The sequence below is a fragment of the Hymenobacter persicinus genome (assembly GCF_004167665.1).
In the GTDB taxonomy this organism is placed as follows: Bacteria; Bacteroidota; Bacteroidia; order Cytophagales; family Hymenobacteraceae; genus Hymenobacter; species Hymenobacter persicinus.
The window spans coordinates 13,693-38,863 of record NZ_SEWE01000034.1 but is presented as its reverse complement, the minus strand read 5'-3'; the positions used below and the strand labels follow the sequence as shown (position 1 = coordinate 38,863).

20 protein-coding genes are annotated in these 25,171 nt (G+C 64.2%); 12 read left to right on the top strand and 8 right to left on the bottom strand.

Annotated features, from left to right (window positions below; all coding sequences use genetic code 11):
• The first annotated feature begins 19 nt into the window (after positions 1–19).
• Positions 20–583, top strand: coding sequence for a hypothetical protein (locus tag EWM57_RS15115; protein WP_129921994.1), 564 nt, complete (start codon positions 20–22; stop codon positions 581–583).
• 172 nt (positions 584–755) lie between these two features.
• Here EWM57_RS15115 and EWM57_RS15110 read toward each other — a convergent pair whose 3' ends face one another.
• The 3 genes from EWM57_RS15110 to EWM57_RS15100 all read right to left on the bottom strand — a co-directional run bounded on the left by EWM57_RS15110 (position 756) and on the right by EWM57_RS15100 (position 3,983).
• The gene (locus tag EWM57_RS15110) at positions 756–1,709 is read right to left on the bottom strand and encodes a bifunctional helix-turn-helix transcriptional regulator/GNAT family N-acetyltransferase (RefSeq protein ID WP_129921993.1); all 954 of its coding nucleotides are present in this window, start codon (positions 1,707–1,709) and stop codon (positions 756–758) included.
• 182 nt (positions 1,710–1,891) lie between these two features.
• Entirely contained in the window at positions 1,892–2,593 is a 702-nt protein-coding gene (locus EWM57_RS15105) for an alpha/beta fold hydrolase (RefSeq protein WP_129921992.1), read from the bottom strand.
• Positions 2,594–2,597: 4 nt separating this feature from the next.
• The gene (locus EWM57_RS15100) at positions 2,598–3,983 is read right to left on the bottom strand and encodes a UDP-N-acetylmuramate--L-alanine ligase (RefSeq protein ID WP_129921991.1); all 1,386 of its coding nucleotides are present in this window, start codon (positions 3,981–3,983) and stop codon (positions 2,598–2,600) included.
• A gap of 187 nt (positions 3,984–4,170) precedes the next feature.
• On the opposite strand from EWM57_RS15100, the gene dnaB reads away from it, so the two are divergent.
• Entirely contained in the window at positions 4,171–5,781 is a 1,611-nt protein-coding gene (dnaB, locus tag EWM57_RS15095) for a replicative DNA helicase (RefSeq protein ID WP_207218327.1), read from the top strand.
• Positions 5,782–5,861: 80 nt separating this feature from the next.
• Entirely contained in the window at positions 5,862–6,947 is a 1,086-nt protein-coding gene (locus tag EWM57_RS15090) for a glycoside hydrolase family 43 protein (RefSeq protein WP_207218326.1), read from the top strand.
• 29 nt (positions 6,948–6,976) lie between these two features.
• On the opposite strand, the gene EWM57_RS15085 is transcribed toward EWM57_RS15090, so the two are convergent.
• A complete protein-coding gene (locus EWM57_RS15085; RefSeq protein WP_129921990.1) occupies positions 6,977–8,233 on the bottom strand; it encodes a pyridoxal phosphate-dependent aminotransferase in 1,257 nt (418 codons plus the stop codon).
• Between the two features lie 259 nt (positions 8,234–8,492).
• On the opposite strand from EWM57_RS15085, the gene EWM57_RS15080 reads away from it, so the two are divergent.
• Entirely contained in the window at positions 8,493–9,134 is a 642-nt protein-coding gene (locus EWM57_RS15080; protein WP_129921989.1) for an outer membrane beta-barrel protein, read from the top strand.
• Positions 9,135–9,142: 8 nt separating this feature from the next.
• Here EWM57_RS15080 and EWM57_RS15075 read toward each other — a convergent pair whose 3' ends face one another.
• Together EWM57_RS15075 and EWM57_RS15070 are read right to left on the bottom strand one after the other, a co-directional pair.
• Positions 9,143–10,366 carry a PepSY-associated TM helix domain-containing protein gene (locus EWM57_RS15075; RefSeq protein WP_129921988.1) on the bottom strand — a complete coding sequence of 408 codons (1,224 nt, stop codon included), beginning with the start codon at positions 10,364–10,366 and terminating at the stop codon, positions 9,143–9,145.
• A 125-nt stretch (positions 10,367–10,491) separates the two neighbouring features.
• On the bottom strand, positions 10,492–13,023 hold the full coding sequence (locus EWM57_RS15070) for a TonB-dependent receptor (protein ID WP_129921987.1): 2,532 nt from the start codon (positions 13,021–13,023) through the stop codon (positions 10,492–10,494).
• Positions 13,024–13,390: 367 nt separating this feature from the next.
• Here EWM57_RS15070 and EWM57_RS15065 point away from each other — a divergent pair, with 367 nt between their 5' ends.
• Genes EWM57_RS15065 through EWM57_RS15055 form a run of 3 tightly spaced genes read left to right on the top strand, consistent with a single transcriptional unit; the run spans position 13,391 to position 17,175 of the window.
• On the top strand, positions 13,391–13,915 hold the full coding sequence (locus EWM57_RS15065) for a (2Fe-2S)-binding protein (RefSeq protein ID WP_129921986.1): 525 nt from the start codon (positions 13,391–13,393) through the stop codon (positions 13,913–13,915).
• A 3-nt stretch (positions 13,916–13,918) separates the two neighbouring features.
• Positions 13,919–14,938 carry an FAD binding domain-containing protein gene (locus tag EWM57_RS15060; RefSeq protein ID WP_129921985.1) on the top strand — a complete coding sequence of 340 codons (1,020 nt, stop codon included), beginning with the start codon at positions 13,919–13,921 and terminating at the stop codon, positions 14,936–14,938.
• Between the two features lie 5 nt (positions 14,939–14,943).
• Complete coding sequence (locus EWM57_RS15055; RefSeq protein WP_129921984.1) at positions 14,944–17,175, top strand: xanthine dehydrogenase family protein molybdopterin-binding subunit; 2,232 nt, start codon at positions 14,944–14,946, stop codon at positions 17,173–17,175.
• 78 nt (positions 17,176–17,253) lie between these two features.
• Here the strand turns inward: EWM57_RS15055 and EWM57_RS15050 are convergent, their stop codons facing one another.
• A complete protein-coding gene (locus EWM57_RS15050; protein WP_129921983.1) occupies positions 17,254–18,453 on the bottom strand; it encodes an MFS transporter in 1,200 nt (399 codons plus the stop codon).
• A 169-nt stretch (positions 18,454–18,622) separates the two neighbouring features.
• On the opposite strand from EWM57_RS15050, the gene ygiD reads away from it, so the two are divergent.
• The 4 genes from ygiD (at position 18,623) to EWM57_RS15030 (ending at position 23,465) form a co-directional block, all read left to right on the top strand.
• On the top strand, positions 18,623–19,456 hold the full coding sequence (gene ygiD / locus EWM57_RS15045; RefSeq protein ID WP_129921982.1) for a 4,5-DOPA-extradiol-dioxygenase: 834 nt from the start codon (positions 18,623–18,625) through the stop codon (positions 19,454–19,456).
• Positions 19,457–19,484: 28 nt separating this feature from the next.
• Positions 19,485–19,844 carry a winged helix-turn-helix domain-containing protein gene (locus EWM57_RS15040; RefSeq protein WP_242510087.1) on the top strand — a complete coding sequence of 120 codons (360 nt, stop codon included), beginning with the start codon at positions 19,485–19,487 and terminating at the stop codon, positions 19,842–19,844.
• A gap of 69 nt (positions 19,845–19,913) precedes the next feature.
• On the top strand, positions 19,914–22,538 hold the full coding sequence (locus EWM57_RS15035; protein WP_207218325.1) for a TonB-dependent receptor: 2,625 nt from the start codon (positions 19,914–19,916) through the stop codon (positions 22,536–22,538).
• A 141-nt stretch (positions 22,539–22,679) separates the two neighbouring features.
• Positions 22,680–23,465, top strand: coding sequence for a S1/P1 nuclease (locus tag EWM57_RS15030; RefSeq protein WP_129921981.1), 786 nt, complete (start codon positions 22,680–22,682; stop codon positions 23,463–23,465).
• Positions 23,466–23,640: 175 nt separating this feature from the next.
• Here EWM57_RS15030 and EWM57_RS15025 read toward each other — a convergent pair whose 3' ends face one another.
• Positions 23,641–24,213: a hypothetical protein gene (locus tag EWM57_RS15025; RefSeq protein WP_129921980.1), complete on the bottom strand. Its 573-nt coding sequence runs from the start codon at positions 24,211–24,213 to the stop codon at positions 23,641–23,643.
• Positions 24,214–24,396: 183 nt separating this feature from the next.
• Here EWM57_RS15025 and EWM57_RS15020 point away from each other — a divergent pair, with 183 nt between their 5' ends.
• Positions 24,397–25,086, top strand: coding sequence for a 2'-5' RNA ligase family protein (locus tag EWM57_RS15020; protein WP_129921979.1), 690 nt, complete (start codon positions 24,397–24,399; stop codon positions 25,084–25,086).
• Positions 25,087–25,171 lie beyond the last annotated feature (85 nt).

Sequence of the window (25,171 nt, the reverse complement as noted above, 5' to 3'; positions counted from 1 at the left end):
GGGGTTTGGCCCCATCCTGATGAAGATAACCAGTCGTTTTTTACTGCTTACGGCCCTGACGGCCGCCGCCGGGCTGAGCGCCTGCGAAACCACCAAGCCCAAGGGTGGTTTCCCGGAAGTCAGCTCGCCCACCGATGCTCCCGACGAAGCCCGGCGGCGGCAGCTCGAAGCCACCAGCAAGCAGGTGGCCCGCATTGCCGAGGGCAAAGTGGAGTACCTGATTCCGCGGGCCCAGCTGGCCTCGGCCTTTATCCGGGAGTTTCACGACGGCACCGTGGTCGACAAGACCATGATCCGCAAGGTGCAGGAAAATGCCAAGGACAAACCCGTTTACTACCTGGTGGGCCTGGGGCTGCGCGACGGAATGTTCCGCTCGATGGCCATTCCGCTGGAAACTTCGACGGATAAGAGCCTGTATCTGAACTCCAACGCGGAGCGCTACATCGTGACCAGCGTGGGCTGCAACTTCTGTTACTTCTCCTTCGAGAAAAACCGGATTGTGGGCACCACCTGCGAAGACAATAGCGGGGGCAGCCGCTGCGACCTGGTCGTGGAAAACACCAACGGCATCTTCCGCAAATGAACCGCAAATGGCTCCTGCGCCTCAGCCTGACCGCCCTGGCGCTGCTGGTAGTGTCGGATAAGCGCCGCCCTAAGCCCCCGGCGCTGCCCAAGCCCGAGGACAACGAATAAAACAGGCCCGCTGCATGTGTAGCGGGCCTGTTTCGTGCCAAATGGACTGATGAGCAGCCGCATCAGGGGAGCAGCAGTTCCATCTGCACGTCGGCCCGGGCGTAGGGTGAGGGCAGGGGCTGAGCCAAGGGCTGGAAGCCAAGCTTGCGGTACAGGCTTAAAGCCGGCGTCAGCACGGAGTTGCTTTCCAGGTACACCCGGCGGCCGCCCAGCTCCCGCACCCGCTGCAGGGCGGCCTGCCCGAGCAGAAAGCCAATCTGCCGGCCCTGCACGGCTGGCGACACGGCCATCTTGGCCAGCTCGTAGCTGCCGGTTTCGGGCATGCGGAGCAGGGCGCAGGTTCCCACCACTTCCCCGGCAATTTCGGCCAGCAGAATAGCGCCGCCCGGGGCCAGAATATACTCCTGAGGATGGTCGAGGGCTTTCAGGTCGGCGGGCTCGAGGGTGAAGTAGCGCGCAATCCAATCCACGTTGAGCTGGCGGAAGGCAGGCTGGTCCCCGGCTCGGTAGTCGCGCAACACCACCGGAGCGGCTGCCCGGCGCTGGCGTGCGGCGGCCACCCGCTGGCGCAGGGGCTGACGGCGGAGCTGCTGCTCAAAGGCGTGCAAGGCCGACCACAGGCTGGGCTCGGTTTCGGCCAGCAGCTCGTCCATGCTCCGGCGCACGTCCGCCGTTTGGGCACGCAGGTGGGGCAGCACTTCGTGTCCGCGCGCGGTGAGCTGCAAACGACGACGGCGCTGGTCCTGCGGGTCCGGGGTCATGGTGAGCAGCTCGTGGCGCAGCAGCTCCTTGACAATCTGACTGACCGAGGCGTGGGTGTGTCCAATCTGCTCGGCCACTTCGTTGCTGGCAATGCCGGGCTGCTGGGCCACCAGATAAAAAACCGGGTACCAGCGGGGCTGGAAATTCAGACCGTAGTCGGCATAGATGCCGGCAGCCTCGGCCGTGAGTTGCTCACTGAGCCGGCGCAGGCGGCTACCCAAAGCCACGGGACCCAACTGTTGCAGAAAGTCCATAAGTGAAAGTATTTGTGTAAGTACTTACGCAAAAATAGCGGTTTGCATGATTTCCTGGAAATGGCGGCCGCGAAAAAACATTGTTCTGAGTGCGGGTGGAATTGGCTGCTGGTCGTCAGCCTACAAAAAAAGCCCGCAGCAGGCAGCAGCGGGCTTTTTTAGAAGGAGTACGGCGGCCCTGGCTAGGCTTGCGTGGCGGCAATAAGGGCCACGATACGGCCGGCGAGGAAATCCGGGTTCACGCGCTCCAACGGGTGGGGCGTGTTCATAATGATTTCGAAGGTGGCGTGGGGCAGGTAGGTGGCAAACTGCCGGGAAGCATCCACGTCGGCGGTTTTGTCCAGCTCACCTACCAGCACCTGCACCGGAATACGGATGGTAGCCAGGCTTTCGGCCGTCAGGGGCGGGTTGGCGGCCAGCTGCCGGAGTAGGCCCGCCGTGGCGTCTACCACCGCGCCCCAGGGCGTGGGAGCGTGGACCCGGGCCAGGTGTTCGGCGAACTGCGGCACCTTCTCCTGAATCGAGGCCGGGTTGAGCAGCCGGGTTTCCGGCCCCACGGTTTCGGCGTTCCAGTTGAACTTGGTTCCCAGCGTCGTGATGGACTTGATAGTGCCCGGAGCCAGCAAGGCACTGGTCAGGGCCACGTAGCCGCCCATGCTGAAGCCGAACACGTGCACGTCAGAAAGTTGGTGCTGGCTGATGTATTGCTGCACTTCCCGGGCAAAATGCAGCATCGTAAACTCCCCGGCCACCAGCTCCCGGCCCCCGTGCCCGCTCAGCGTGAGCGGGTGAACCTGGTAGAACTGGCTGAGCTCCCGGGCCAGGGGCTTAAGCTCCTGGGCCGAGCCCAGGGCGCCGTGCAATAACAGCAGGTGAGGCTTCATCAGCTTACTTGGTTACTTCGGCGGCCAGCTGGTTCAGGTCGAGCCCGTCGAAGGTGCCCGAGGTCATCATCAGCAGGTTCGTATCCTGCCAGTTCTGCTCGTGCAGGAAGGCGGCCAGGGCCTTGCTGTCGGTAAACACTTTGAGGTCGGGGCGCTGGAAGGCCGTTTGGACGGCCTCGGGAGGCAGCGGGGGCAGGCGCTTGTGCTCCAGCACGTGGGGGTTGAAGTAGACCACGGCCACGTCGGGCGCGTCGAAGGTGTGGGCGTACTGGGGCAGAAACGCGGGGTTCAGGGAGCTAAACGTGTGCAGCTCCAGGCAGGCCACCAAGCGGCGCTTGGGGTACTGCTTCTTAAACGCCGTGGCCGTGGCCTTGAGCTTGCTCGGGGCGTGGGCAAAGTCCTTGTACACCACCGAGTCGGCGCCCTCGCCCACTTTTTCCAGGCGGCGGGCCGCGCCCTTGAACGTGGCCAGGGCCTCGTAGAAGTCCTTGCCCTTGATGCCGAGCTGCTTGCAGACTTCCTTGGCGGCCGAGATGTTGCGCAGGTTATGGTCGCCGAACACCTGAATCGGCACTTCTTCGTCCTTCTTGGTGATAAGCAGGGTTTTGCCGTCCCGGACGACGTGCTCGTGGGGGCCGTAGCCGATGTAGGTCACGTCGGGGTTGGTCGGTACGGTCACGAGCTGGACCTGCTCGTCGTTCTGGTCGTAAATCAAGACCCCGGCCTTGGGCGTCATTTCGGCGAAGATGCGGAACTGCTCCCGGTAGTCTTCCTCCGTGGGAAACACGTTGATATGGTCCCAGCTGATGCCCGAAATCAGGCCGATGTGGTGCTGGTAAAGGTGAAACTTGGGCCGCCGGTCAATCGGCGACGACAGGTACTCGTCGCCTTCGATGATGATGATGGGCGCATCCTCGGTGAGCTGAACCATCAAATCGAAGCCCTCGAGCTGGGCACCCACGGCGTAGTCGAACTTGCGCTGGTGGTAGCGCAGCACGTGCAGAATCAGGGACGTGATGCTGGTTTTGCCGTGGGAGCCGCCAATGACCACCCGCTGCTTGTCGCGGGACGCCTCATAAATAAACTCCGGAAACGAGTAGATGCGCAGCCCTAATTGCTGGGCCCGCAGCAGCTCGGGGTTGTCGGCGCGGGCGTGCATGCCCACAATCACGGCGTCCAAGTCGGTGGTGATTTTCTCGGGAAACCAGCCTTCCTGGGCCGGCAGCAGGCCCGCGGCGGCCAGGCGGCCTTTGGCGGGCTCAAAGATTTCGTCGTCGGAGCCCGTGACCTGGGCGCCGCGGCGGTGCAGGGCCAAAGCCAGGTTGTGCATGATGCTGCCGCCGGTGGCAATCAGGTGCAGGCGGTTCAGGGAAGCGGGCGTAGCGGCCATTCAGGAAAACTAAAGCGGGGCGGATAAGCTTAACAGGGGGCGCAAAGGTAGCAAACCCCCGCATTGGCCGCCGGACCGGACCTCTCCGGACAAGGTACCGAAAAGAAAGAGTTTTTTCTTGCCCCATATTCTGCGGTTGAGCCGTTAGCTTTGTGCCCCTTTTGGGTTAGATTTGCTCAAGTACACGATGAATGACCGAATGGATGACCGCCTGAAACTTTCGGCCTCGCGGGCCAAAGCCGCCTGGAACAGCCGCCCCGCCCAGCCGGGCCCGGCGGGTGCCGCCGGCAAGCTGCCCCCGCAGGCCCTGGAGCTGGAGGCGGCCGTGCTGGGCGCGCTGATGCTGGAAAAGGATGCGCTGACCACCGTCATCGACATTCTCAAGCCCCAGAGCTTTTACAAGGAAGGCCACACCCGCATCTTCAAGGCCATTCTGAACCTGTTCGACAAGTCGGAGCCGATTGACATCCTGACCGTCACGCACGAGCTGCGGGAGATGGGCGAGCTGGAAACGGCCGGCGGGGCCCACTACGTGGCCAACCTCACGTTCAAGGTCAACTCGGCGGCCAACATTGAGTACCACGCCCGCATCATCACCGAAAACGCCATCAAGCGGGAGCTGATCAACATTGCCAGCACCATCCAGCGCGACGCCTTCGAGGATACCACCGACGTATTTAACCTGCTCGACAAGACCGAGCAGGACCTGTTTGAAGTCTCGGAATCCAACATCCGCAAGAACTTCGACGACATGCGCAGCCTGATGGGCAAGGCCATCAAGGAGCTCGAGGAAAAGAAAAACCAGAAGGACGGCCTGACCGGCGTGCCCTCGGGCTTCACCGCCTTGGACCGCGTCACCTCGGGTTGGCAACCCTCTGACTTGGTGATTATTGCCGCCCGACCCGGTATGGGTAAAACCGCCTTCGTGGTGTCGGCCATGCGCAACGCGGCGGTGGAATTCAAGAAGCCGGTGGCCATCTTCTCGCTGGAAATGTCCTCGCTCCAGCTCGTGAATCGTCTGATTTCGGCCGAGGCCGAGCTGGACTCCGAGAAAATCAAGAAAGGCAACCTGGCCGACTACGAGTGGGCCCAGCTCAATCACAAGATTTCCGCGCTGTCGTCGGCCCCGATTTACATCGACGACACGCCGGGCCTGAGCATCCGGGAGCTGCGCACCAAGTGCCGCCGCCTCAAGGCCCACCACGACATCCAGATGATCATCATCGACTATCTGCAGCTGATGACGGGCAACACGGATGGCAAGGGCGGGGGCAACCGCGAACAGGAAATTGCCTCGATTTCGCGGGCCCTGAAGGGTATTGCCAAAGAGCTGAACGTGCCCGTGCTGGCGCTGTCCCAGCTCTCGCGCTCGGTGGAAACCCGCGGCGGCGACAAGAAGCCCCAGCTCAGTGACCTGCGGGAATCGGGTTCCATCGAGCAGGACGCCGACATGGTGGTGTTTCTCTACCGTCCTGAGTACTACAAGATTACCGAGGACGAAATGGGTAACCCGACCCAGGGCACCGGCGAGGTTATCATTGCCAAGCACCGGAACGGCTCTTTGGAAACCGTGCAGCTTAAGTTTATCGGCAAGTTCACCAAGTTCGCCGACCTCGACGGCGGGGGCTTCGGCATGGACGCCGAGTACAACACCGGCGCCTTCCCGGCCAGCACCTTCGACGAGCAAACCGGCTTCACACCCGGCACCATCCGGCTGGGCAGCAAAATCAACGACGGCGGCCCCGGCCCCTCGCCCTTCCCGAAAAGCAACTTCGGCAACGACGACCCGCCATTTTAAGCTTAGCCACCTGTTTCAAAAAAGCCTCCCGCCGCACTACGGGAGGTTTTTTTATGACGGCTACCGTACAAGCCCCGCTTATGCCTGCTTCCCGAAATTCAGCCCTGCCTGCTCTGCGTGTTTCGTTCCGGCTGCTGACGCTGGTGCTGCTGGTGTGTTCCGGGGCGTGCAGCCGCAGCTCCGTGCCCCGGGAAACCCAGGCGGCGGCCACGTTTACCAATCCCATTCTGCCCGCTGGCCCCGACCCGTGGGTGACCCGGAAAGACGGCTTCTACTACCTGCTCGTCACCACCAACGACAACATCACCATTCGCAAAACCCGGGCGCTGAGCAATGCGGGGGCCGCGGCGCCGGTGGTTGTCTGGACGCCGCCCGCGGTGGGGCCGAACAGCGTCAATATCTGGGCGCCTGAGCTGCACTTCCGCCGCGGCAAGTGGTATATCTACTACACGGCTGGCTCAAATAAAGCCGATTTGAGCACCCAGCGCACCTTCGTGCTCGAAAATGCGTCCGCCGACCCCACCCAGGGCCGCTGGCTCGACCGGGGCCGTTTGTTCAGCCCCCAGGCCGACTTCTGGGCCATCGACGGCACCCTGCTGCGCTACCGGGGCACCGACTATTTCGTGTGGAGCGGCCACCCCGATGCTGTGCAGAACCGGCAGTGCCTCTACATTGCCCGCATGGCGGACCCGGTGACGCTTACGGGGCCGCGGGTGCGGCTTTCCCAGCCCGAGCTGCAGTGGGAAACCAACGGTGACCCGGACGTAAACGAGGGCCCCGAAGCCCTGGTGAGTCCGCGCGGGCACGTGTTCCTGACCTACTCGGCCAGTGGGTGCTGGACGGACGACTACGCCTTGGGGCTGCTGGCGTTGCGGCCGGGCGGCAACCCGCTGAACCCGTCGGACTGGGCCAAGTCGGCGCAGCCGGTGTTTCGCCAAAGCCCCACCAACGGCGTGTACGGCCCGGGGCACAACGGCTTCTTCAAGTCGCCGGACGGGCGCCAGGACTGGCTGATTTACCACGCCAACGCCGGCGGCAGTCAGGGCTGCAAGGAGCTCCGGTCCCCGCGGATGCAGCGCTTCCGCTGGAACTCCGACGATACGCCCAACTTCGGGGAGCCCGTCAGCCTGAAAACTCCCCAGCGGCGGCCCGCCGGGGAGCATTGAGGTAGAAGCTGCTTTGTTCTGAAGCCGGTCTAGCGCAGAGCGTCCAGGGCTTTCTGCAAACGGGGCAGCGCGGCCTGAATCGACTCGAGCGAGGCTCCGCCCACCGACATGCGGAACCAAGTGGAGGTGTCGGCGGTGCCGAAAGCGCCGAAGGGCACCAAGGCCAGCTTGGCGGCGGAAAGCAGGTAAAACGTGATGTCCTTGTTGGTGTGCAGCACCTGCCCGGCCGGGGTGGTTTTGCCGAGCACGCTGAGCTGGGCCGTAAGGTAGATGGCGCCCATGGGCACGATGGCGTCGACGGGGTAGCCGGCCTTTTTGAGGTCCTGCAGGCCGTTGTACAGCGCATTCAGGCTTTCCTGCACCTTGATCTTGAAGTCGTCGAGAAAGTCGTCGACGGCGGCCGTTTGGGGCAGAAAGCTGGCCGTGGCCACCTGCTCGGCCTTCGGGGCCCAAGCGCCCACGTGGCCCAGAATGGACTTCATCTTGTCGATGACCTCGCTGGGGCCGAAGGCGTAGCCCACCCGCACGCCGGTGGCGGCAAAGCACTTGCTGATGCCGTCGATGTACACCACATAGTCGCGCAGCTCGGGGCGCAGGTTCACCGGGTCGTAATGCCGGGTTTCGCCGAAGGTCAGCATCCAGTAAATCTGGTCGTACATGATGTAGAGCGGCTTTTCGTCGGGGCGGCGGCTCTTATTTTCGGCAATAACCAAGTCGCAGATCTGCTCGAGGTCTTCCCGCGAAAACACGGTACCGGTCGGGTTCAGCGGGGAGCACAAGGCCAGCAGGGTGGCGCCCTTCAGGTGGGGCGCCACCTCGGCGGCGGTGGGCATGAAGTTGTTTTCGGCCCGGGTTTCCACCAGCACGGCCTCGGCGCCGGAGAGGTGGCAGTAGTGGTTGTTGTTCCACGAGGGCACCGGAAATACCACTTTGTCGCCAGGGTCAATCAGGGCCAGGTAGGTGGCGTAGATGAGCGGGCGGGAGCCGCCGGCCACCAGAATGTCGTTGGGCGAGTACGCCAGGCCCAGGCGCTCCTCGGTGAAGCGGGCCACGGCCTGGCGCAGCTCGGCCACGCCGTTGGCGGGCGGGTAGTTCGTCTGGTGGGCTTTGTAGGCGGTGGCAATGCCGGCCTCCAGCTCGGCCGGAATCGGGAAGATGGCGGGGGCGAAGTCGCCGATGGTGAGGTTACAGATTTCCTCGCCCTTCTTGATCATCTCGTTGACCTCGTTGCCGATTTTGATAATCTCGGAGCCAATCAGGCTGCCGGCCATTTTGGAGACTTGCATAGGACGCGTCGGTTTTTGCCCAAATATAGGCTCCTAATCCGGGGTGCAACGCTGACCCGGCGCGACCGGGGGGAAAGTTGCGGGGCGGAATCGTTTGCAGAAGCGAATTAGCTGCTTCGTCCTGAATAACGGGGGCGAGGCCCGGCAAAAATGGCCCTGCCGGCCAGTGCGGGCGGGGACCGGCGAAACTACTTGGCGAAAAATCCTAGCTTGCGGGCCTGAGTCGAATCATTAGTCTCATTATCTATAGCAGTCTATAATGAAAGCATCAGTACTAGTGCTGGCCGGCCTCGCCGCGGCCGGCAGCGCCCGGGCGCAGTCCGTTCCAACCCCAACCGAGCCCGCCTGGCGCGTTGGCCTGGGCCTGACGTCGATGTCGGGTTACTACGTCGGGACCAACACTGCCGTGGATGACATCAGCTGGGCGCCGACGCTGCACGCCCGCTACGCCTGGAGCCCCCGCCTGGCCGCGCGGAGCAGTGTCGCCTACCAGCGCCGCCAGGTAGACCGCGACGAGAGTGGGCCCGGGCAGCGGTTTGTGAAGCACAAGGTGATTCACAGCACGCTCGTGCCCCTGCTGCTGGAGGTGACGCTGAATCCGGCCGCCCCAAAATTTCACGTTGGCCTGCTCGGCGGCCTCACACTCCGGTACTCCGACATCAACGACCAGGAAACCTACTTCTACAGCGGCACCACGAACACCTCAACCCAGAATCGGGTGGAAAAGCGCCTGGATACATTTCTGGGGGGCGGCCTAAGCCTGCGCTACCAAGCCACGCCGCGCTGGGCCGTGGTAGCCGACGGCACGCTGGGCGCCCGGCTGGGCGGCAAAACGCAGTATTACGAATGGCTGCCCAGCGCCACGCTGCTGGTCGGGGTGGGCTACGGCCTAGGGAAGTAGGGGTGAGCTTAGGCGGCTAGAACCGGCTGCTTGGCCTGCTTTTTCTTGGCCTTTTTCAGGCGGTTGAGCCACATGATGGTGCCCGTAACCGGGACCGTGACGCCCAGCAGGCAGACCACCATGGCCAGCACCTTGGACGGCGTGCCGAAGATGGCGCCCGTGTGCACGGGCTTGAACGTGCGCCGCACGCGCTGGCCCAGGTTGCGGTCCGCGAAGTTGAGCTTGCCCAGGGGCCGGCCCGTGTACTGATCCAGGTACAGCTCGTCGGTGGCTGACTCGGTGGCCGGGTTCAGGGCCAGGGTGTTTACGCGGATGCTTTCGGCCGAGTCCTTGGGCAGCTGAATGGCGTAGGAGGCGGCGGCCGGCACGGCCTGGCGGGCGGCGGCATAGGCCGCGTCGAAGCTGATGGTGCGCCCGGGCGCTACTGCTGACTTGGGCGCTTCGGGACCCTTGGGGTCGGAGTGGGTGAGGGCGAAGATGCCGTTGTTGAACCACTCAAACGACCAGGCCAGGCCGGTAAAGGCAAACACGAACAGAAACAGGGCGCTGTAGAAGCCCAGCACGATGTGCAGGTCGTGGTTGAGGCGCTTGAAGCTGGCGTCCCACTTCACGGTCAGGCGCTGGCGCACGGCCTTGCGCGTAGCCGGCCACCAGAGCACGAGGCCCGTGCCGATGATAAAGAGGAAAAACAGGGTGCTCACGCCCACCACCAGCTTGCCCACGGCGCCCCCGACCATGCCCCGGTGCAGGGCCATCACGGTAAAGAAAAACGTGTCGCGGTAGCTGACCTTGTCGATGACGGCGCCGGTGTAGGGATTCAGGTACACCACCGGGCCCCGGCCGCCTTCGCCGCCGCCTTTAGCCCCGTCCTTCTTGCCGCCTTGCTTACCGCCTTTTTCACCACGGGCTGCGCCGGCCTCACTGCCGGCGGGCTTGCGGCCGCCCTCGGGACCCCCGCCGGCTAGGCTCAGCTCCACGGTGCGGGCCGGGTCGGCGTACACTTTCAGCCCGGCAACCTTGGCCTTGGAATCCGTGGCCTGTACGGCACCCACGAGCTGGGCCAGGGGCAGGCGCGGGCCGCCGGTGGGCGTCACGAAGTAGCGCTGGGGGTGCCAGGCCTGCTCGATTTCCTTTTCGAAGACCAGCAGGCCACCCGTCAGGCAAACCAGGGCAATGATCAGCCCCGAGGCCAGGCTGAGGTAGAGGTGAATGTTGCGGAAGAAAACTTTCATGGAATTGGCACTAAGGCAGCAAAGGGGGGAAGAGCAGGCGGCCGAAAGCCCGGCAGGCCAGTTGCAGCTGGACTACGCAGACCCTCGGCCTCCACTCACCATTTCATAAATTCACAACTTCACCCCTACAGGCGGTAGCTGGCCGTGGCCGAGAACGTGCGCGGGGCAATGGGGTTCACGCTGTTGTCGTCGTGCAGGTTGTAGCTGAGTTCGTTGAGGATGTTGGCCAGCTTCACGCGTACCGAAAACCGCTCGTAGGCGTAGCCCAGCGAGGCGTCGAACAGGGTGTAGTTGGGAATGCTGATCAGCTTGAAGGCGTCGGCGGTGGCGAAGGGCTGGCCGGTGGCGGGGTCGTACTTGCGGGTGTTGCGGCCGGCCATTTTGTCGCCTACGTAGTAGGAGGTGATGCCGGCGCTCAGGCCGCGCAGGAAGGTGTGCTCCCCGAAGGCGCTGCTGAAGTTGTAGTACAAACTCAGGTTGGCGGTATGGGCCGGGTTGTAGCGCAGGCGGCTGCCGTTTTCGTAGATGTTGCTCTTGGTGTAGGCCGTGTTGTTGTAGCTGTAGCCGGTGATGATGGTCCAGCCCATCATGGGCTTACTCTGCACGTCCACTTCCACGCCCTTGCTGGTTACTTCGCCGGCCAGTTCCTTGATATTGGTGTTCAGGTTGTTGGTCACCTTGCCGTCGGCGTCGGTCAGCTGGCCGAGGTAGGTCTGGGCCAGGTTGCTGTTCACAATGCGGTAGGCCGTCACGTTGGCCGAGAGCAGACCCTTGAACAGGTCGTTTTTGACGCCCACCTCGTACTGGTCGAAGGTGGAAGGCGCCAGAGCCTTGCCGGCCGCGTCGATGCCGGTGTTGGGCTGGAAGGAGTTGGCGTAGGAGGCAAACACGGCCATGGTTTTCAGCGGCTGATACACCACGCCCAGACGGGGCGAGAAGGCGTTGTCGTAGCGGCGGTTGTTGACCAGCTGCCCGGCCAGCTTGGTGGTGGTGTTGGGCACGTTGGCGTTGTTGTTGGCTACCGTGTTGTAGTAGTACACGTCGCTGGGCGTTTCCTGGTAGCTCCAGCGCAGGCCGGCCAGCACCTTCACTTTCTCCGACAAGCTCAGCAGATCCTGGGCGTAGAAGCCGGCCCGGCGGGTGTTGGCCTGGGTGTTGGTGTTGCGCACCAAATCCTGGAAGCCGGTCAGCCGCTCGCCGGGCTGCTTGATGGTTTTGTTGCGGTCCAGAATGTTGATAATGTCGTAGGCCGTCACGGCTTTCTTGGGGTCGGCGGCGCTGGCCGGGTTGGTGAAAGCCAGTGTGTTAGTCTCGTACTGGTCGGCGTCGGCGCCCAGCAGGACGGTGTGCTCGAGGCGGCCGGTGCGCAGCTTGCCGGTCAGATCGAGCTGGGCCAGGAAGTAGTTCTCATCGATTTCGGTGCGCTGCAGGCCGCGGGTCAGGTCGCCGTAGGTGGCGGCGGCGCCGCTGGCCACGGGGCGGGTCGCCGAGAGCAGCAGGTTGTCGTAGTGCTGGAAGCCGGCCACGCCCCGCACCTGCCAGGCGTCGGTAAGCTGGCTGGTGAGGGTGGCGGTGGTGCTGGTCTGGTTGGTTTCGTTTTTGGCGCCGTCCACGTTCAGAAAGCGGGTGCGGGAAGCCGGAATTTCGTAGTTGATGCTGCCGATGCCGAAGTCCGGGGTGCGGTTGTCGCGCAGGAAGTCGCCTTCCAGCAGCAGGGAGGTTTTGGGCGTCAGTTCAAACAGCAGGGAGGGGTTCACATACAGGCGCTGGGCCTGCACCTGGTCGCGGAAGCTGTTGCTCTGCTCGTAGGTGCCGTTGAGGCGGAAGGCCACTTTCTCGCTCTTGCCCACGGCCCCGTACACGTCCACCATCGGCTTCCAGAAGCCGAAGCTGCCCACGCGCAGACCCACCGAGCCGCCGCGCTGGAGCTGAGGCTTTTTGGTGACCAGATTCAGCACTCCGCCCGCGGCCACGTTGCCGTAGAGGATGGCCGTGCTGCCCTTGAGTACTTCCATGCGCTCCAGGGAGCTGGCTTCGGGCATCACGCCGTTGTTGAAGCGGACGCCGTTCTTAAAGGTGTTGTTGGAGCCGTAGGCGAAGCCCCGGCTGCCCAGCTCTTCCTGGGTGCCGCCGGTGGTGCTGGTCACGTACAAACCGCTCACGTTCACCAGCGCGTCGCTCAGGCGCAGCACCTGCTGCTGCTCCAGCACCTGCCGCTCCACGGTCACGGCGCTCTGGGGCAAATCTAGGGAGGCCACGGGCAGCTTGCTGATGCTGGTCGGGCGCTGGTTGATGTTGCGGCCCTCCGAAATGGTTACCTCGGCCAGCTGGTGGGGATTTACCACCAGAGTCGTGACGGGCACCGACGTGGTTTTGCCGGCCACCACGTCCACCGTCAGCTCTTGGGTGATGTAGCCCAGGCCGCTGATGTGCAGAAGCTGGTTACCGGCCGCGGCCCGCAGCTCGTAGGTGCCATCCTCGGCCGTGTTGACGCCCATGCCCGTTTTCTTCAAGCTCACCGACATATTCTCCAGCGGCTGTCCCTTGCTGCCGACCAGCTTGCCGGTGATAAGACCGGTGCCGGTTTGGGCCCAGATCAGACCGGGAAAGAGGAGAAAAGCGAGCAGAAAAGTCAGGCGGGAAGCAGTGCGGGGCATCGGGTCTTATTTAGACTGATTAAATATAAGACAAAGGAAGGGCTTGTTTAGACTTAATCAAAATAGGCGGCTAAAAGAATCTGAATTTTTTTAGGCCGGCCGCCCCGGCCACGAATCCGCCCTAAGAGTAGCGTCCGCCGCGGTGGCCCGCAAAAAAGGCCCGCGCCCGGCTTCCTGGCGCCGATTCAACTCAACCCTTGTCGGCGGGTTGCGTACGCTGAAAAGTGCCTTTGCAGGCTCTATCCACACTTCTCAGACTATATAGAAGCCGGCTGTTGCTGGCGGCATTGCTCCTTACCGCGCTCCGGTCGGGGCCGGCGTTGCCCGGCGCCCGGCGGCTGTACTTCCCAACCATTCACCTTTTCCCATGCCCGAAACCTTCACTACCTCTTCCGGGGCCGCTGCCAACGCGTCCCTGCCGCCGACCCGGGCGGTTAAGCTGCGCATCAACGGCGTGGAAAAGCAGTTGCAGTTGGCGCCCTGGACCACGCTGCTCGACGCTCTGCGCGAGTATCTGGATTTGACCGGCACCAAGAAGGGCTGCGACCATGGCCAGTGCGGAGCCTGTACCGTGCTCGTCGATGGCAAGCGCATCAACTCCTGCCTCACGCTGGCCGTGATGAAGGAGGGCGCCGACATTACTACTATCGAGGGCCTGGGCACCGAAGACAACCTGAGCCCCTTGCAGCAGGCCTTCGTCGACCACGACGCCTTCCAGTGCGGCTACTGCACGCCGGGCCAGATCTGCTCGGCCCAGGGCCTGCTCAACGAGGGCAAGGCCAAGACGGCCGCCGAAATCCGGGAGCTGATGAGCGGCAACCTCTGCCGCTGCGGGGCTTACTCCAATATCCTGTCGGCGGTGCAGGAAGTGCTCGACAATCAAAAAGCCTAGCCGATGAACAGCTTCACTTATACCCGCGCCGAGGCCGTTGAGGCGGCCGTGCGCGAAAAATCAGCTTCGGACCAGGTTAAATTCATTGCCGGCGGCACCAACCTGCTCGACCTGATGAAGGAGAATATCGAGCGGCCCACCCGGCTGATCGATATCAATCACCTGCCCCTCACCCAGATTGAGGCCTCGCCCGAGGGCGGTCTGCGCCTGGGCGCCCTGGCTACCAACGCCGACACGGCCTGGCACCCCGAGGTGGAAAAGCGCTACCCGCTGCTGAGCCAGGCTATCCTGGCCGGAGCCTCGCCCCAGCTGCGCAACATGGCTACCAACGGTGGTAACCTGTTTCAGCGCACCCGCTGCTACTATTTCTACGACCTGGCCACGCCCTGCAACAAGCGGGAGCCGGGCTCGGGTTGCTCGGCCATCGGGGGCTACAACCGCATCCTCGGGATTCTGGGCACCAGTGAGAGCTGCATTGCCACGCATCCTTCCGACATGTGCGTGGCGCTGGCCGCCCTGGCTGCCACGGTGCGCGTGACGGGCCAAAACGGGGAGCGGGTCGTTAAGTTCGAGGACTTCCACCGCCTGCCCGGCGACACGCCCCAGTTCGACAACACCCTGCAGCCCGACGAAATCGTGACAGCCATTGACCTGCCGGCCGAGGATTTTAGCCGCAACTTCAGCTACCTGAAGCTGCGGGACCGGACTTCCTACGCCTTTGCGCTGGTGAGTGTGGCGGCGGCTCTGCAGCTGGACGGCAACACCATCAGGGAAGGCCGGCTCGCCCTGGGCGGCGTGGCCCATAAGCCCTGGCGCGACCAGGAGGCCGAAAATATGCTCCGGGGCCAGCCCGCTACTGAGGATACTTTCCGCCGGGTGGCGGCCAAGGTGGTGGAAAATGCCCGGGGCTACAGCCATAACACCTTTAAAATCGAGTTGGCGAAGCGGGCCATTGTGCGCGCCCTGAAGCAGGCCACCGAAGGGCAGCCTGTCACCGAAGCCTTCCAGAATTCCAATCCCTGAGCCAGATGAGCCAAACTAACTATATCGGCAAAGCCCTGAATCGGGTGGATGGCCCGGCCAAGGTGGCGGGTACTGCCAAATACGCCGCCGAATTCAACGTGCCCGGTCTGGCCTACGGCTACATCGTGAACAGCCCCATTGCCAAGGGCAAGATAACCCGCATCGACGCGGCCGAAGTGCTGGCCCTGCCGGGCGTGCACCGGGTGTTTTCGCACGAGAACGTGCCCATGCTGGCCATCCTCGACCGGAGCTATAAAGACGACGTGGCCCCCGGCGGCTCCCCGTTCCGGCCCCTGCACGACGCCGAAATCAAATTCAGCCTCCAACCGGTGGCCCTGGTCGTGGCCGACACGATTGAGCTGGCCCGCTATGCGGCGTCCATTCTGAAAATTGAGTACGAGGCCGCGCCCCACGAAACCGACATCGAAACCAAGCGCACCAAGGGCTTTGAGCCGGGCCGGGGCAAAACGGGCTTCACGCCCCCGCCGCCGCCTCGCGGCAACCCCGACCGGGAGCTGAAAAACGCCGTGCATAGCATCGACCAGGAGTACGTGCACGGCACCCAGCACCACAACCCGATGGAAATGTTCGGCACTACCGTCGAGTACCTGGGGGAGGGCAAGCTGAACGTGTACGACAAAACCCAGGGCGCCCTCAACAGCCAGCAGTACATCCGCAAGGTCTTCGGGCTGAGCAAGGAAGAGGCCCGGGTGATTTCCAAGTACACCGGCGGCGGCTTCGGCTCGGGGCTGCGTCCCCAGCACCAGCTGTTTATGGCCGTGCTGGCGGCTCTGGAGCTCAAGCAGTCGGTGCGGGTGACCATGACCCGCCAGCAGATGTTCAGCTTCGGCCACCGGCCCCACACGCTCCAGACCGTGAAGCTGGGCACCAACGCCGACGGCACGCTGGCCGCCGTGCAGCACCACGCCCTGCACGAAACCTCCCAGTTTGAGGACTACACCGAAAACGTGGTCAACTGGTCGGGCATGCTTTATCAGTGCGCCAACGTGAAGCTGGGCTATCAGCTGGCCAAGCTCGACGTGTACACGCCCCAGGACATGCGGGCCCCCGGCGCCGCTACCGGCTCGTTTGCCCTGGAAGTAGCCATGGACGAAATGGCCTATGCCGCCGGCCTTGACCCGCTGGACTTCCGCATCCGCAACTACGCCGACCGGGACCAGAACCTGGATAAGCCGTTTTCGAGCAAGAAGCTGCGGGAATGCTACCACGAAGGCGCCGCCAAGTTTGGCTGGGAGAAGCGCAACCCCGCTCCGCGCTCCATGCGCCAGGGCAACATGCTCGTGGGCTACGGCATGGCCGGCGGGGTCTGGGATGCCAGTCAGCAGAAGGCCGGCGCCAAAGTGTCCCTGTCGGCTGACGGGATGCTGACGGTGCAGAGTGCCACCAACGACATTGGTACCGGCACCTATACCATTATGACCCAGGTGGCGGCCGAATATCTGGGCCTGCCCGTGGAAGCCGTCGACTTCCAACTCGGCGACACCGAGTTTCCGGCCGCGCCCGTGCAGGGCGGCTCCTGGACGGCTGCCTCAATTGGCACGGCCGTGAAGAATGCCTGCGAAGCCCTGGGCGAAAAGCTGCTCAAACAGGCTCAGAAAATGAAGGGTTCCCCGCTCGAAGACGCCAAGTTTGAGGATGTAGAGTTCGTCAATGGACAGCTGCGCCTGCGCCTCGACCCCGGCCAGGCCGTCGTTATCCGCGACATTGTGCAGGCCAGCGGCGAAACCAAGATGGAAGCCGACGCCACGGCCGCCCCAAACCTGCTCAAGCAGCAGGGCTACTCCCTGCACGCCCACAACGCGGTGTTCGTGGAAGTGCAGGTAGACGAAGATCTGGGCACGATTCACGTAACGCGGGTCGTGAATGCCGTGGCCGCCGGCCGCATCATCAACCCCAACACGGCCCGCTCCCAGGTATTGGGCTCGGTGGTCTGGGGCATCAGCATGGCCCTGATGGAGGAAACCGTGATGGACCACCAGTTCGGCCGCTACATGAACCACAACTACGCCGAGTACCACATTCCGGTCAACGCCGATATCCACGACATCGACGTGCTGTTTGTGGAGGAGGAAGACGACATCGTGAACCCGCTGGGGGTGAAGGGCATCGGGGAAGTGGGCCTGCTGGGCGTGGCCGCTGCCATCACCAACGCCGTTTACCACGCCACCGGCCGCCGCGTGCGGGAGCTGCCCATCATGCTCGACAAGCTGCTGTAGATCTTGGTAGAGCGCACCAAAAAAGCCCCGGAACCAGCTGGTTCCGGGGCTTTTTGATTTCTGCCTAAACCAGTCCCGTTAGCTTACGTGGCGGGTTTGGTCGGGTAGCGTAGGAGCAGGTCGGGGGCTTTGCGCCAGTGCCCACAGCCCCAGGGCCGGGCCTACCGCCAGGGGCAAAAGCAGCAGGTGGGTACCCAGCCGGGGCGCCAGCCAGGCCACGGCCTGCAGGCTGACGATGGTCAGGGCGAAGCCGAGGCAGGTGACGATGGTAAGCGAAGTACCCCGCACGGTTTCCGGCGCGGAGCGGGCCACCAGCGTGGAAAACAGCGGAGAGTCGGCCACCACCACCACGCCCCAGAAAAACAGAAACCCCAGCAGCAGCGGGGCCGAGCCGGCCCCCAACACCAGCGGCGAGGCCAGGCAGCACAGCCCCGATAAGGCCAAGGCGCCCGCGGCCACCGTGCGGGCCGGCAGCACCTGCGAAAGCAGTCCGCTGCCCACGCAGGCCAAGCTGCCCCCGCCGATGATGCCGAAGGAAAGCAAGGCCACGTTCAGTTCTGCCGCCGGGTGCCGGGCGTGGTAGCCGGTCAGCAGTACTGGCACGAAGGCCCAGAAAGTATAGAGCTCCCACATGTGGCCGAAGTAGCCGAAAGCGGCGGCCCGAAACTCCGGCTGGCGAAATCCGGTCAGGCAGGAGGTGAAATCCAGCTGCTGGGCCGGGCGGCGGTACGGCCCGTCGGGTACCAGCAGCACCATGCCCAAGCCGCCCAGCACGGCCAGCGCGGAAGTAGTCAGCGTCACGATTTGCCAGGGCAGGTGGGCCGCCAGTCCGCGCAGCAGGTGCGGAAAGGCCGTGCCCAGCACCAGCGCCCCCACCAGCCACCCCAACGACTTACCCAGCCCGGCCTGGTAGTAGTCGGCCGCTATTTTCATGCCTACCGGGTAAATGCCGGCCAGGAAAAAACCGGTCAGGAACCGGCAGGCCAGCAGCCCGGTACTTTCCAAGCCGGGCCAACTCACGCCCAGGTTGCTGAACGCGGCCAGCAGGGCGCTGACGAAAAACACCCGGGAAGGGGAAAACCGGTCGGCCACGGTAAGCAGGGCAAAGGCCAGCGTGCCGCTGATAAAGCCCAGCTGCACAGCGCTGGTTAGGGAGGCTACGAAATCGGGGCCAAGGTGAAACCGGGCCGCCAGGGCGGGGGCTACGGCATTGCCGGCAAACCAGAGCGAGGTGCAGCCAAACTGCGCCCCCACGATGGTGGGTAAAATGCGTCGCATGAGAAAACGGGTGGGAAGGGGAGCGGATCGGCAAAGTACCCAAATCCGGCTTGCCGACTGGCCAGTGCTAGGGGCGCACCGACGGGGAGAGGCCACCGGAACTACTGGGGCGGTTCACGGTTATTAGCCGACGGCGGCGTTCAAACCGCTGGCCTTCTTATCTTTTGCTATGAGCACCCTGCAAGACCTCCACGCTGCCGCCAGCACGTTCCAGAAAACCGACAAGATGCCCGTGCTCTTCATCGGGCACGGCTCCCCGATGAACGCTCTGGCCGATAACCCCTTCACCCGCACGCTCAACACCCTGGGCCTCGACATCCGCAACCGCCAGCCCCCGCGGGCCATCCTGGTGGTGTCGGCGCACTGGCTCACCCGGGGCTCGTTCGTGACCATCAACGAGCGGCCCGAAACCATCCACGACTTCGGCGGCTTTCCCCAGGAGCTGTTCGACATGCAGTATCCGGCCCCCGGCGCGCCCGACGTGGCCCAGGAGGTGATGGATGCCGTGCCCGATGCGCACCCCTCCGACGAGTGGGGCCTCGACCACGGCACCTGGACCGTGCTCCACCACCTGTTTCCCGAGGCCGACATTCCCGTCCTGCAGCTCAGCATCGACTACTACAAACCCATTACCTACCACGCCGAGCTGGCCCGGCAGCTGCAGTTTCTGCGCCGCCGCGGGGTGCTCATCGTCGGCAGCGGCAACATTGTGCACAACCTGCGCCAGAGCATGCCCCGCTTCATGCACGACGACCCCACGCCCTACGACTGGGCCGTGGAGTTCGACAGCTGGGCCAAAACCAAAATTGACCAGCGCGACTTGGCTGCCCTGGCGCACTACCAGGCGGCCGGGGCCAGCGGCCCGCTCGCGGTGCCCACGCCCGACCACTACATCCCGATGCTCTACAGTCTGGCCCTGGCCGAGCCCACCGACGCCATCCGCCACGCCTTTGAGGAAGTGAGCTTCGGGGGCATGAGCATGCGCAGCTTCGTAGTGGGGTAGGGCCGACTTATTTTCCTAAGCTTGCGGCATGAAAGACCTGCTGCGCCCCGACCTGTCATTTCGCCTCAACGGCCGCCTCTGGATTGAAGGCCCCACCGACCGATTTATGGGCATCGGGCGGCTCGAGCTGCTCCAGCATGTCCACGCCCTGGGCTCGATTTCCAAAGCTGCCAAGGCCATGGACATGTCGTATAAGCGGGCCTGGGACTTGGTGAACTCGCTCAACCAGCAGGCCCGGCAGCCCCTGGTGAGCACCCAAACCGGCGGCAGCCGCGGGGGCGGGGCCGTGGTGACGGCCGAAGGCCAGCAGCTGGTCCGGGAATTCGAAGCCATGCAGGCCCGGTTTGAGGCGTTTCTAGCCGCCGAAACCCAGCGGCTGGCCGAGTAGACGAAAACCTCGGGGCGGCAACTTCGTTATGTTTGTGGAAATATAACGAGAATAGAAGCTTCCGACTGCATGACGCACCGTTTACGCCCGCGCCGTAGCGCCCCGCTGTTAGTTTCCGTCCTGCTGCTGATCAGCGCTGCCGCCTGGGCCCAGCAGGTGCCGCGCCCGGCCCCCGCCGACACCACGCACCGGCGCGTGGTACTGGGCGAAGTGGTAGTGGCGGCATCCCGGGTGCCGGAAAGCATTTTGCAGTCGCCCGTGACGGTGGAGAAGCTCACGGCCCGGGACCTGCGCCTAACCCCGGCGCCTTCGTTTTTCGACGCCATCGACAACGTGAAGGGCGTGCAGGTGATTACGCCCAGCCTGAGCTTTAAGGTGATAAACGCCCGCGGCTTCACCAATACTACCAACGTGCGCTTCGCCCAGCTCGTCGACGGCATCGACAACCAGGCACCCCACCTGGGCGGGCCCATCGGCAACGTGCTCGGTCCCAGTGACCTGGATATCCGGAGCGTGGAGATTGTGCCGGGGACGGCGGCGGCGCTCTACGGGCTCAACGCCATTAATGGGCTGGCCAACTTCAGCACCCTGAACCCTTTTGCTTCGGAAGGGCTGAGCGTGCAGCAAAAAGCGGGCGTCAACCACGTGCAGGACCCCGGCACCGGGGCGCGGCCCTTTACTGAAACCAGCCTGCGCTACGCCAAGGTGCTGGCCTCGAAGCTGGCCTTCAAGGTGAACGGCACCTACCTGCGGGGCTACGATTGGGTAGCTAATGACCAGACTGAGCTCAACCCCAACGGCAACGCCACCACCGGCCTGCTGGGCGCCGACAACCCCGCCCGCGACCCGGTCAACAGCTACGGCAACGAGTCGTCGGACCGCAGCACGCTCACGCTGGGCGGCAAAAGCTACTCGGTGGCCCGCACCGGTTACGACGAGCGGGACGTGGTGGACTACCACCTGCAAACCATCAAGGCCGACGCGGCCCTGCACTACAAGCTTTCGGCGGCCACTGAGCTGAGCTACACTTACCGGCTAGCCGTGCTCGACAACGTGTACCAGCGCTCCAACCGCTTCCGCCTCCAGGACTACCGCCTCCAGCAGCACGCCCTGCAGCTGCTGGGCCCCGTGGTGCAGGCCCGGGCCTATATCACCACCGAAAACACCGGCAAAAGCTACAACCTGCGCTCCGCGGCGGAAAACCTGGACCGCAGCTTCAAGCCCGACGACGTGTGGAACCGGGAGTACACGGCGGCCTGGAACGCGGCTACCGGCAACGGGCAGTCGGTTGCCCAGGCCCACGCCGCGGCCCGGGCCGCCGCCGACGCCGGCCGCCTGCAGCCCGGCACGGCCGCTTTCCGCCAGCGGCTGAGCGAGCTGCAGGACCTCAACAACTGGGACCAGGGCGCGGCCCTGCGGGTGCAAGCTGATTTGCTCCACGCCGAAGCCCAGCTGGACCTTGGGGCCGCCCTGCGCCGGGCGGGGCAGACCTGGCTGCCGGCGGCGGTGGATGTTCGGGTCGGGGCCGACCACCGTACCTACCTCATTGTGCCCGACGGCAACTACTTTATCAACCCGGGCCCGGGCAAGGACCCGCTGCGCGACAACCTGACCTACTCCAAAACCGGCGGCTTCGGGCAGGCCGGCCTGCACCTGTTCGACGACAAGGTGCGGCTCACCGCCACGCTCCGGGCCGACAAGAACGACTACTTCACCATCCGTTTCAACCCGCGCTTCACGGCCGTGTACTCGCCCTGGCGCGAGCACAACTTCCGCCTCAGCTACCAGAGCGGCTACCGGTTTCCGAGCTTGTTTGAGGGCTTTTCCAACGTCAACAGCGGACAGGTCAAGCGCATTGGCGGGCTGCGGGTGATGTCGAGCGGGGTGTTTGAGAACAGCTACCTGCGCTCCAGCATCGACGCCTTCAACGCGGCCGTGACGGCGGCCGTCAACGCCGATAAGTCGGGCGCCACGCCGGCCCAGAAAAAGGAGCGGGCCATAACGCAAAGCCAGGGCCTGCTGCGCCGCACCCCCTACACCTACCTGCGGCCCGAACACATCCGCTCCCTGGAGCTGGGCTACAAGGCCGCCCTGCTGCCCGGGGGCCGCCTGCTGGTCGACGTGGACTTCTACTACAACGCCTACCGCGACTTTATTGCCCAGGTGGAGGCCTACGTGCCCAAAACGCTGAACCCCGACTCGGCCGCCATCTACCTCAACAGCCGGTCCACCCAGAACCGCTACCGCCTCTGGACCAACGCCCAGAGCAAGGTGTACAACTACGGCGGCTCGTTGGGGCTGCGCTACGAGCTGCCCCGGGGCTTTCGGGCCGGGGCCAACGCCACCTACGCCCGCCTGGCCCGCACCGAGTCGGGCGACGGACTGGAGGACGGCTTCAACACCCCGCGCTGGCTGTACAACGTGAGCCTGGACAACGAAAACCTGTACCGCGGCCTGGGCTTCGGGCTCCGCTACCACTGGCAGCAGCGCTACTACTCCCAGACCTTCCTGGTGAGCGGGGAGGTGCCCGCCTACCACTCCCTCGACGCCCAGCTCAGCTACGCGTTGCCCCGGCCCGACCTGCGCTTTAAGCTCGGGGCCACCAACGTGCTCAATCAGTACTACGTCACGTTTCTGGGCGGGCCGAGCGTGGGCGGGCTCTACTACGCGTCGGTGACCTACGCCGTGAAGTAAGCTGGAGCAGAGGCGGGGAGGGCCGCGTGCAACCCCGGCCGGGAAACGGGGTATTTAGCGCCCGGACAAAACCCATGACTGGGTTTTGTGCTACTTTTGTGGTTTCGCCGGCTCTTTAACTCCCTTCCTTTCTTCATTCTTATGCTTCTAGTGAAAAAGTGCGCGTTCCTGCTGGTGCTGCTGGCCCTGCCGTTTAGCCTGCGGGCCTGGGGCGTGCAAGGCCACCGCGTGGTGGGCAAGATTGCCGAAAACCACCTCTCCGACAACGCCCGCAAGCAGGTGGCCCTGCTGCTGGGCACCCAGCGCCTGCCCCTGGCCACCACCTGGGCCGACGAGGCCCGCTACTCGCCCGAATACTCGTTTACCGCGCCCTGGCACTTCATCAACACGCCCTCGGGCATGTCGTTTGAGCAGTACAACACGGCCATCAACGCCATGACCGAGCCCAATGCTTACCAGGCCCTGCAGCAAAACCTCAAAGACCTCAAGGACCTCACCAAGACCCGGGAGCAGCGGCAGGTGGCGCTGAAGTTCGTCATTCACATCATCGGCGACGTGCACCAGCCCATGCACGTCAGCCGGGCCGAGGACAAGGGCGGCAACGCCATTACGGTGAAGTATCAGGGCAAGGACACCAACCTGCACAGCCTCTGGGACAGTGGCCTGATTGAGTACGAGGGCATGACCTACTCCGAGCTGGCCGCCCTGCTCGACCACGCCAGCTCGGCCCAGGTGAAGCAGTGGCAGAAGGACGCCGTGCCGACCTGGCTGTTTGAGTCCTATACCATCAGCCAGCAGCTCTACGCCGAAACGGCCCTCAACCCCGACTTCGACTACAAGTACGTGCCCGCCCACCTGCCCTCGGTGGAAGACCGGCTCGTGCAGGCCGGCATCCGCCTGGCCGGGGTGCTGAATGCCGCCTTCTAGGCCCGGCTGCCACGCATATAAGGAAGCCCCCGCAGCAGTGCTGCGGGGGCTTCTGATTTTTAAGGAACTTGCACTTTAGCGGGTCCGGGCTGGGGGAAGGTGGCGGGAAGGTGGCTACAAGGTCCCAACTCGCTCCCGGATCGGCTTTGTCGAAAGTAGGACGATGCCGGGATGTCTACCGGTCCCCGAAGGTGTGCTGCTCGGTGGTCTGGTTGCCGGGCCGGTCGGCGGCCGTCACGATGATCCGGTCCCCGTCGAGGCTGGCATTGACGGCCTTGGCCACGAAACGGAACGTGAAGCCGTCGGCGTCGGGCAGGGCGGGGCCTTCCTCGACCAGGGTGCCGTCGGGATTCTGAATAAGGACCCGCACTTCGGTTACGGCAAAATCGTCGGTGGCCTGAACGGTGATAACGTCGCCCTTTTGGCCGCGGTAGGCGCTGAAGTCCACGTTGCGGATGTTGGGCGCGCTGAGGTAGTCGGCCACGGCCACCACGTAGGCGCTGCTGGTGTTGACGTCGATGCCGGTGGCATAGGCGGCCATGGCGGCCGGGTCCTGCTGCACGGCGCGCCCGTAGAAGGCGGCCTGCTGAAAGCGCTGCCGCTGGGCCAGCACGGCCGGGCTCGGGACCTTGGAAGAGGGGCGGGGCGCGTCGCCCACGCTGACGGTGCCGTTGGCATTGCGGCGAAATACGAGGCCCGACACTTTACCGGACAGGCCCTGGGTGAGGGCATTGGTGGCTTTAGCCATAACGAGAAAAGAATAAAGTGAAAAAGGATTGAAAACCGGCCGGCCGCAGGGACCGGGCGGGGACTATAGCAATAGGCTAGGTACGGGTAGTGGTTGAAGATGAGAAGAATAGGGGGAATGGCAAGCGCAGGCCGGGAGTTTTTGCGGGCTTTGCCGTTCTTGGCCCCGTAAGCCCCATGTGCCATGAACCTGCCGCAGCACTACGCCGCCATGCGTGCGGCCGCCGCCCGCCAGCTGCTCCGCGGGCAGGCCGAGCTGGACCCGCTGCTCGACGACGCCCGGGATTCCCGCCGGGGCCTGACCGTGCTGGCCCGGCCCCCGGCGGCCGTGACGGCCGTGGTCGGGCAGCTGCTGGCCGAATTTCGCCAACTAGAGCCGGAGCAGTACTACTACCCGGCGTCCGACCTGCACCTGACCGTGCTGTCGGTTATTTCCTGCGTGCCGGGCTTTACCCTGGAAGAAATAAACCCCGCCGACTACCAGCGGATTGTGCGGGAAGTAGCGCGGGAGAGCCGGCCGTTCCGCATCCGGCTGGCGGGGCTGACGGCCTCGGCGGGCGGCATCCTGGTGCAGGGCTTTCCTGAGGACGAGGGCCTGGCCGCCCTGCGCGATACCCTGCGCGCGGCCATCCTGGCCGCGCCCTTGCGCCAGTCCATTGACCAGCGCTACCGCCTCGAAACGGCCCATTCCACCATTATCCGCTTCCGCCGCCCCCTGCGCAACCCGGCCGCGCTGCTGGCCAAGCTGCGGGAGTACGAGCGGTACTTTATCGGCGCGTTCGAGGTGCCGGCCGTGGAGCTGGTCTACAACGACTGGTACCAGCGGGCGGCCAATACTGGGCTGCTGGGGCGCTACGAGCTGAGTGGGCGCTAACCCCACCCAGTAGTCCCGACCTTGCCGGGCCAGCTTGCGTAGGGAGAAACCTTGGCCCCCAAGGCGGGGCCTGCCCACCAACCCC

What these genes read in the sequence shown, in the direction of transcription:
- EWM57_RS15115 (WP_129921994.1), top strand. Translation starts at nt 20, where the DNA reads ATGAAGATAACCAGTCGTTTTTTACTGCTTACGGCCCTGACGGCCGCC.
- EWM57_RS15110 (WP_129921993.1), bottom strand. Translation starts at nt 1,709, where the DNA reads ATGGACTTTCTGCAACAGTTGGGTCCCGTGGCTTTGGGTAGCCGCCTG.
- EWM57_RS15105 (WP_129921992.1), bottom strand. Translation starts at nt 2,593, where the DNA reads ATGAAGCCTCACCTGCTGTTATTGCACGGCGCCCTGGGCTCGGCCCAG.
- EWM57_RS15100 (WP_129921991.1), bottom strand. Translation starts at nt 3,983, where the DNA reads ATGGCCGCTACGCCCGCTTCCCTGAACCGCCTGCACCTGATTGCCACC.
- dnaB (WP_207218327.1), top strand. Translation starts at nt 4,171, where the DNA reads ATGAATGACCGAATGGATGACCGCCTGAAACTTTCGGCCTCGCGGGCC.
- EWM57_RS15090 (WP_207218326.1), top strand. Translation starts at nt 5,862, where the DNA reads ATGCCTGCTTCCCGAAATTCAGCCCTGCCTGCTCTGCGTGTTTCGTTC.
- EWM57_RS15085 (WP_129921990.1), bottom strand. Translation starts at nt 8,233, where the DNA reads ATGCAAGTCTCCAAAATGGCCGGCAGCCTGATTGGCTCCGAGATTATC.
- EWM57_RS15080 (WP_129921989.1), top strand. Translation starts at nt 8,493, where the DNA reads ATGAAAGCATCAGTACTAGTGCTGGCCGGCCTCGCCGCGGCCGGCAGC.
- EWM57_RS15075 (WP_129921988.1), bottom strand. Translation starts at nt 10,366, where the DNA reads ATGAAAGTTTTCTTCCGCAACATTCACCTCTACCTCAGCCTGGCCTCG.
- EWM57_RS15070 (WP_129921987.1), bottom strand. Translation starts at nt 13,023, where the DNA reads ATGCCCCGCACTGCTTCCCGCCTGACTTTTCTGCTCGCTTTTCTCCTC.
- EWM57_RS15065 (WP_129921986.1), top strand. Translation starts at nt 13,391, where the DNA reads ATGCCCGAAACCTTCACTACCTCTTCCGGGGCCGCTGCCAACGCGTCC.
- EWM57_RS15060 (WP_129921985.1), top strand. Translation starts at nt 13,919, where the DNA reads ATGAACAGCTTCACTTATACCCGCGCCGAGGCCGTTGAGGCGGCCGTG.
- EWM57_RS15055 (WP_129921984.1), top strand. Translation starts at nt 14,944, where the DNA reads ATGAGCCAAACTAACTATATCGGCAAAGCCCTGAATCGGGTGGATGGC.
- EWM57_RS15050 (WP_129921983.1), bottom strand. Translation starts at nt 18,453, where the DNA reads ATGCGACGCATTTTACCCACCATCGTGGGGGCGCAGTTTGGCTGCACC.
- ygiD (WP_129921982.1), top strand. Translation starts at nt 18,623, where the DNA reads ATGAGCACCCTGCAAGACCTCCACGCTGCCGCCAGCACGTTCCAGAAA.
- EWM57_RS15040 (WP_242510087.1), top strand. Translation starts at nt 19,485, where the DNA reads ATGAAAGACCTGCTGCGCCCCGACCTGTCATTTCGCCTCAACGGCCGC.
- EWM57_RS15035 (WP_207218325.1), top strand. Translation starts at nt 19,914, where the DNA reads ATGACGCACCGTTTACGCCCGCGCCGTAGCGCCCCGCTGTTAGTTTCC.
- EWM57_RS15030 (WP_129921981.1), top strand. Translation starts at nt 22,680, where the DNA reads ATGCTTCTAGTGAAAAAGTGCGCGTTCCTGCTGGTGCTGCTGGCCCTG.
- EWM57_RS15025 (WP_129921980.1), bottom strand. Translation starts at nt 24,213, where the DNA reads ATGGCTAAAGCCACCAATGCCCTCACCCAGGGCCTGTCCGGTAAAGTG.
- EWM57_RS15020 (WP_129921979.1), top strand. Translation starts at nt 24,397, where the DNA reads ATGAACCTGCCGCAGCACTACGCCGCCATGCGTGCGGCCGCCGCCCGC.